The sequence below is a fragment of the Micromonospora sp. ALFpr18c genome, from assembly GCF_008868155.1.
Lineage (GTDB): Bacteria > Actinomycetota > Actinomycetes > Mycobacteriales > Micromonosporaceae > Micromonospora.
Map to the genome: position 1 here is coordinate 1 of NZ_WBKR01000266.1, position 6,817 is coordinate 6,817.

Annotated in this window: 5 protein-coding genes; 1 reads left to right on the plus strand and 4 read right to left on the minus strand. The window is 67.4% G+C overall.

What is annotated here, in order from left to right; translation table 11 throughout:
* The first annotated feature begins 253 nt into the window (after positions 1 to 253).
* A complete protein-coding gene (locus F8271_RS28925) occupies positions 254 to 3,211 on the plus strand; it encodes a Tn3 family transposase (RefSeq protein ID WP_151493002.1) in 2,958 nt (985 codons plus the stop codon).
* A 107-nt stretch (positions 3,212 to 3,318) separates the two neighbouring features.
* On the opposite strand, the gene F8271_RS28930 is transcribed toward F8271_RS28925, so the two are convergent.
* The 4 genes from F8271_RS28930 to F8271_RS28945 are packed head-to-tail and all read right to left on the minus strand — an operon-like array spanning position 3,319 to position 6,227.
* The gene (locus F8271_RS28930; RefSeq protein ID WP_151493003.1) at positions 3,319 to 3,939 is read right to left on the minus strand and encodes a hypothetical protein; all 621 of its coding nucleotides are present in this window, start codon (positions 3,937 to 3,939) and stop codon (positions 3,319 to 3,321) included.
* The gene (locus tag F8271_RS28935; protein ID WP_151493004.1) at positions 3,936 to 5,198 is read right to left on the minus strand and encodes a hypothetical protein; all 1,263 of its coding nucleotides are present in this window, start codon (positions 5,196 to 5,198) and stop codon (positions 3,936 to 3,938) included. Before F8271_RS28935 ends, F8271_RS28930 begins: the two co-directional genes overlap by 4 nt.
* Complete coding sequence (locus F8271_RS28940) at positions 5,195 to 5,950, minus strand: ABC transporter ATP-binding protein (RefSeq protein ID WP_151493005.1); 756 nt, start codon at positions 5,948 to 5,950, stop codon at positions 5,195 to 5,197. The genes F8271_RS28935 and F8271_RS28940 overlap by 4 nt, the downstream gene beginning before the upstream one ends.
* Before the next feature lie 25 nt (positions 5,951 to 5,975).
* A complete protein-coding gene (locus F8271_RS28945) occupies positions 5,976 to 6,227 on the minus strand; it encodes a hypothetical protein (protein ID WP_151493006.1) in 252 nt (83 codons plus the stop codon).
* Between the last annotated feature and the right edge of the window lie 590 nt (positions 6,228 to 6,817).

Genomic DNA, 6,817 nt, shown 5'->3' on the forward strand with positions numbered 1-6,817 from the left:
GCGCCAACTCCTCAAACCATTCCTGGCCTGGGCCAACCGCGCCAGGCTCATGCCGAGGCTGCGAATACCTCCGCACCGTCCTGGCCAGCAGACCCCGATCACCCAGCACCGCCGTCTCGCGCTACTGGGGGTGCTGGTAAGAAACGTGTCACCAGCCGCAAACGAAAGTGATCGCCCTGATCAGTGCCGTCGAGGGAGAGCAGGGTGAGCCCGGGTGCTGAGTTCAAAGTCGGGTAGGTCATGATCTCCGGCTATGGCGCGATCGCTGGATCTCGATGAGCTTGTCGAGCACTGGACACTTCTGGACGACGAGCGGGAGCTGATCGCGGGCAAGCGCGGGCCGACCCGGCTCGGGTTCGCGCTGCTGCTGAAGTTCTACACGCAGGTCGGCCGCTTCCCCCGTGGACGTGGTGAGCTGCCGGGCCAGGCGGTGGAGTTCGTGGCCCGCCAGGTCAGCGTCGAGCCAGCCGCGCTCGGACTCTACGAGTGGACGGGCCGCACGATCGAGTACCACCGGGCGCAGATCCGGAGTCATCTCGGCTTTCGGGAGTGCTCGGTGGCCGACGCGGAGCAGCTGACGCAGTGGCTGGCCGCCACGGTGTGCGAGGCCGAGCGGCGCCCGGAGCTGGTCCGCGGCGAGTTGCTCGGGAGATGCCGGGCCGAGCGGATCGAGCCGCCGGCGACCGGCCGGGTCGACCGGATCGTGCGCTCGGCACTGCACCAGGGCGAGCAGGCACTGACCACTCGTCTCGCGGCCCGGCTACCCGTCGACGTCGCCGCCTGGCTGCGCGCCCTGGTCGCGGTCGAGGTCCCGGACGACAACGCAGGCGAGGAGTCGGTGCTGGCGCTGATCAAGTCAGTGCCGGGCAACGTGAGTATGGAGTCGATGCTCACCGAGATCCGCAAGCTGCGAGCCACCCGGGCGATCGGGCTGCCCGGTGACCTGTTCACCGACGTCGCCCCACGCGTCCTCGCAGGCTGGCGCGCCCGCGCCATGGTGGAGTCCCCATCGCATCTGCGCGATCACCCCGATGCGCTGCTACTGGCCCTGCTCGCCGCGCTGTTGCACACCCGGCTGCGGGAGATTACCGACACCCTGGTGGAGTTGCTGACCTCCACGGTGCACAGGATCGGCGCCCGCGCAGACCGGAAGGTCACCGAGGAACTGGTCAACGCGTTCAAGCGGGTCACCGGCAAGGAGAACTTGCTGTTCGCGATCGCCGAGGCTGCGCTGGAGCGACCCGACGACGCCGTCCGGAAGGTGGTCTACCCGGCGGTTTCCGGCGGAGAGCAGACCCTGCGCGAGCTCGTCCACGAGTTCAAGACTAAGGGCCCGGTGTATCGACGCACCGTGCAGACGACGCTGAAGGCGTCCTACTCCAACCACTACCGGCGCGGCCTGATCGAACTGCTCGACGTGCTTGAGTTCCGGTCCAACAATGCCACCCACCGGCCGGTCCTCGACGCCCTGGACCTGATCCGGCGGCACGCCGACGCCCGCATCACCTACTACCCGGCCGGCGAGAGCGTGCCCAGCCACAAGGGCGTGCTCGGCGACTGGACCACCCTGGTCTACAAGGACGCCGGCAAGGCCGGCCGACGGGTGGTCCGCAGCGTGTACGAGGTCTGCACCTTCCAGGCGCTGCGCGAGCAGCTGCGCTGTAAGGAGATCTGGGTCGTCGGCGCCGACAAGTGGCGCAACCCCGACCAGGACCTCCCGCACGACTTCGAGGCCCACCGCGACGCCCACTACGCAGCCCTGCGCAAACCCCTCGACCCGACCGCGTTCATCGACCAGCTGCGCGAGGAGATGCGCGCCGAGCTGACCGCGCTCGACACCGGCCTGCCGAAGCTGGCCTGGCTGGAGATCGCCGATCGGGGCAAGAACGGCGCGATCAAGCTGACCGATCTGGACGCCGCGCCCGAGCCGCGGAACCTGCGCCGGCTCAAGAACGAGGTCCGGACCCGGTGGGGCACCGTTCCGCTGATCGACATGCTCAAGGAGGCGGTGCTGCGCACCGGCTGCCTCGCCGGCGTCACCGGCACAGCCGGCCGCGGTGACCTCGCCCCGGAGGTCCTGGCCGAGCGGCTGCTGCTGACCATTTACGCGTACGGCACGAACACCGGGATCCGGGCGATCGCCGGGAACGCGGTGCTCGGGCACAGCGAGGACGACATCCGCTACGTGCGGCGCCGGTACCTGACCGCCGAGGTCGCCCGCACGATCGCGACCGAGATCGCCAACGCCACGTTCGCGGCCCGGGCTCAGACCGTCTGGGGCGCCGGGTCCAGCGCGGTTGCGTCGGACTCGACGCACTTCGGCGCGTTCGACCAGAACATCTTCACCGAGTGGCACTCCCGCTACGGCGGCCGCGGCGTGCTCATCTACTGGCACGTCGAGCGCAAGAGCATGGCCATCCACTCCCAGCTCATCTCCTGCACCGCGTCCGAGGTCGCCGCGATGGTCGAGGGCGCGATGCGGCACGGCACCACCATGGAGGTCGAGGGCAACTACGTCGACTCCCACGGCCAGTCCGAGGTCGGCTTCGGTATCACCCGGCTGCTCGGCTTCGACCTGCTCCCCAGGATCAAGCGGATCAACAAGGTCCGGCTCTACCGGCCAGCTGCTGGCGAGCCCGAGATGTACCCGCGGCTCGCTCCGGCGCTGTCGCGGCCGATCCGCTGGGACATCATCGCCGAGCAGTACGACCAAATGATCAAATACGCAACCGCGATCCGGGCCGGCACCGCAAGCACCGAGGCGATCCTGCGCAGGTTCACCCGGGCCAACGCGATCCACCCCACCTACCAGGCGATGATCGAGGTCGGCCGCGCCCAGCGCACCATCTTTGTCGCCCGCTACCTGCGCAACCGCGACCTGCAACGCGAGATCAACGAAGGCCTCAACGTCGTCGAGTCGTGGAACCGGGCCAACAGCGTGATCTTCTTCGGCAAGGGCGGCGACATCGCCACCAACCGCCGCGACGAGCAGGAATTGTCCGTGCTCTGCCTGCGTGTACTGCAGGCCGCCCTGGTCTATGTCAACACGTTGATGGTCCAGGACATCCTCGCTGACGACGAATGGTCCGCTCAGCTCACCGACGCCGACAGGCGCGGCCTCACCCCGCTGTTCTGGACCCACGTCGCGCCGTACGGCGAGGTCAAGCTCGACATGAGCAGCCGCCTTGCCCTCGGCAATTCCCAGCGCTGAATCGTTCGCCCAGGGGCGCCCCTTCACACCAAATAGCCGACGAGGTGGGGGGCTCAGGGGGCTCAGGCCGCAAATGGCGTCGTAGGGGTCGCGTGGACTGGGCAGACCTAGTCGGGTTCGGTGCGTGCCGCTCGTAGCGCGTGGGCGCGCCGGCGGGTAGGGCTGGCGAACGCGGCGATGCCGGCGAGCAGGATCGCGATGCTGATGGCCCAGGACGTCGGCTCACTGTCGTGGCGGGCTGGCCAGTCCAGCGGGGGAAGGTCGGCACCGGTGCCGGCGGCGACCAGCCCGGTGGTGAACAGGGTGGTGGGAATCGTCCAGCCCATGCTGAGGCGGAAGGCGGCGGCTCCGAGGAGGGAGTAGCCGAGCAGGCCGAGGTAGTTGCGTATTGCGCCGGGCTCGGTGATGGTGCCGGTGAGCGGCTGTGCTGCCCATGCGACCAGTCCGGTGCTGATTAGGACGGCCACGGTGAGGTAGAGCATGTCGTAGAGGTCGATGCGGTGGACGGCGAGGTGCTCATCCAGGGGCAGTGCCGACCATGCTGCGGCTGTGGTGAGGTAGGCGGTGATCGCGGGCAGGACCGCCGCCCACGGTAGCGGGATCGGCTGGGTGGCGCCGATGAACAGGTACTGGCCTCCGAGTTCGCGCGAGACAACCGCGACAGCGATGAGGGCCAGCAGCAGCGATGCCACTCGTCGGGACTTCAGTAGTAGACGGAGGCCGGTCACGTGAATGACTGTGGGGTCAGGGAGCAGGTTCGCACGGCGTCGGCGTGGGCGGTGAGCCACTGCTGCTGGCCTGTCAGGGGCAGGTTGAAGAAACGGACCTTGGCCTGGTGGTGTCCGGGGTCGCGTGGTGTGAACAGCTTCTCGTCGGCGACGGCCCAGGCGACGAGGATCTGGGCCATGGCGTGAGCGGTTCTGTCACGTTGGGGGCCATGGCCGCAGGAGTCGACGCCGAGAGCGGCGATGGCGATGTCGAGGCCTGCGCGGTCGTAGTGATCGGTGGTGGGTGTGTCGAGGGCGTACGCGATCGCGCCGGGCGTGGGCTGGCCGCCCACGCCTCGGGGCCGCTGCTCGACCCGGCTGACGGCGAACGGCGTGGAGGCCAGACGTTGGCTGATCGCTTGCGCCCGCTGACTGATCGGGGTGAGGCTGGTGGCGAAGGCAGGGTGGATACACACCTGAGGTGAGTTGCCCGAACAGGACCATACGATGTGGCGGTTCACGTCGACGTAGCGGCCGTTCTCGCCGATCACTATCGCTGCACCGCTGACGGCCAGGGCCAGAGATGCCCCGATCGCCGGGATCACCACCCGAGCGGAGGAATGCACCTTCACGGCGACTAGCGCCAGGGCTAGGAGCCCCAGGCCGGTGAACCACAGCAACTGCCCCTGCATGGTCGGAGTGTGCGGTGTGCTGAACGGCAGGATCAGCTCGACAGTGAATGGGAACAACGCGTACCAGGTGCCGTACTGCCCGAGGTTCCAGGTCGCGGCCAGGTAGGTGAGCAGCGCAACGATGAACGGGGTGAACCGCCCCGGCAGCAGCACGCCCACGCCATAGGCGACCGAGACGGTGGCGGCGAACCCGACCCCGGCCGAGATCAGCCACCACCAGAGGGGGCCGCCCCAGGTGGCGGCTGTTGCCGTGGGCAGCAGCGTCACCGCTGCGACTAGGGCGTACGCCACACTGGCGCAGGCCACCAGCACGCCAGCCTCGACCAGAGGCGCCTGCGCAGGATTTCGTCCCGCCAACAGCCAGGCATGGCGGGCACCGCGGCGCTGTGATCGGCCTCCCGCCCACGAGGCCGTGCCCACCGCCAACGGGGCCATCAGCATGGGAGCGCTCGTCACCGCGCCGGTTGCGTACGACCAGACCGTGTCGGTGTCCAACTGGGCGCGGGACATGAACACGCCGACCCCTACCAAGAAAGGCAGGATCCACAAGCCCGGCCCTCGGCGCAACTCGATGCGGAGCGGGGTCACGCGGGCACCACTGGCTGTCGCAGCGCGGTGAGGTAGCCGCGCTCCAGATCACTGTCCCCATCCACCCCCGGCTGGGCGAGGTCCTCCAGCCCAGCGACCGTCCCGGTGAACACCACCGCACCCTCGTTGAGAACGATGATGGTGTCCGCGACGTGCCGGGCATCGTCCACCACGTGAGTGCTGACCAGCACGGTGGCCGATCCGGCGACCTTTCGCAGGACGCGGCGCAGCTCGATGCGCTGCTGGGGATCCAAGCCGGCCGCTGGCTCATCGAGAATGACCAGATCAGGCTCGTGCACGAGTGCCTGCGCGATACCGGCCCGGCGCAGCAGCCCGCCGGACAGGCTGCCCATCCGTGACCCGGCTCGGCCGGACAGGCTCATAACCCGCAGAGCCCGATTCACCTTCAGACCGATGTCTCGCTCTGGTACACCCTTGAGCCATGCGGCGTAGGAGACGGACTCCCGGACGGTGTAGCCGGGATAGTGAGACACGACCTGCGGCAGGAAACCGATCCGCGCCGCGACGGTCCGAAGACCGCCGCGGCGCAGCACATCCCGGCCGAGAACGTGAAGGCTCCCCGCCTCGGGGCGCTTGAGACCCACAATGGTGTGCAGAAGCGTTGTCTTCCCAGCGCCATTCGGCCCCAACAGAACCGTCACGCCAGCCGGGACGACGACATCGAGGCCGCGAAACACATTCCGCTTCCCGTACTGCTGCGTCAATCCGTGTCCCATGATCGGATCGTCCATCGCGGGTCCCCCGATTTGCGTCAGTTCAGCAGGTAGTCACCGTGAGGTTTCCGGTGTCCTCGTAGGTGGGGTGGGACGTGAAAAACGATCGACCATAGTATTTGGCGGACCGCCCGCCGTCACAGCTACTCGTCTCAGCATAGTAGTGCTGGCCCGTCCAGTAGTCGTCGTAGCTGGACACCACGGGGTCGGGAAGGACGTCGACGTTCCTCTTGATCTCGACACGGAAGGTGCGGGTCACGGACGTGCCGCATGTGGCATCGTTGTACGCGGTCATGTAGCCAGAGTCCTGAGAAATGACCGGGTTGCCCTGGGAACAACCTGTCGGGTTTGCCCATGCCGGACTTCCCACCGCGAGAGTGGACAGTCCCAGGGCAACCGCAATCACGGCCGCCGCCGATCGTCTCATGCCATTCTCCGATCCTCGTTGACGAAGCAACACGCGCGCGGCGCTAACGATGACTAGTCGAGATTACTCAATCACCCACAGTCGTGGTCGTCAATATCGGATCACCTTTCCCCTCATACGCACTGGGGAGCACCCCTTCCTCGAAGATGCCTATAGACACGACGAAGACCTTAAATATGCCTAAGCTGCATATCTGCATCAAGTCTCCGATAGGCCTTTTGTCGACCCGGCAGCTCCGCTCGGGCCCGGCATCGACCTCGATCCGTCAGAGGGTATTGATCCCTTGGTACGGCTTTCGGCTTGACCGTTTTGTCCCTTATGGTGTGAGGTGTGTGCGTCGTCTGTCACGACGGTGTGCCGGGTCTCCGATTCCCGGGGTGCGGCCCTTTCCGGCTCGCTGGGACGGTTGTTGCTGGTCAGGTGGGTGTGGGTAGGGCGTTCAGGCGTTGCCAGCAGAG

Bases quoted from the DNA above. Each gene is read 5' to 3' on its own strand.
- F8271_RS28925 (WP_151493002.1), top strand. From the start codon at position 254: ATGGCGCGATCGCTGGATCTCGATGAGCTTGTCGAGCACTGGACACTT.
- F8271_RS28940 (WP_151493005.1), bottom strand. From the start codon at position 5,950: ATGGACGATCCGATCATGGGACACGGATTGACGCAGCAGTACGGGAAG.
- F8271_RS28945 (WP_151493006.1), bottom strand. From the start codon at position 6,227: ATGACCGCGTACAACGATGCCACATGCGGCACGTCCGTGACCCGCACC.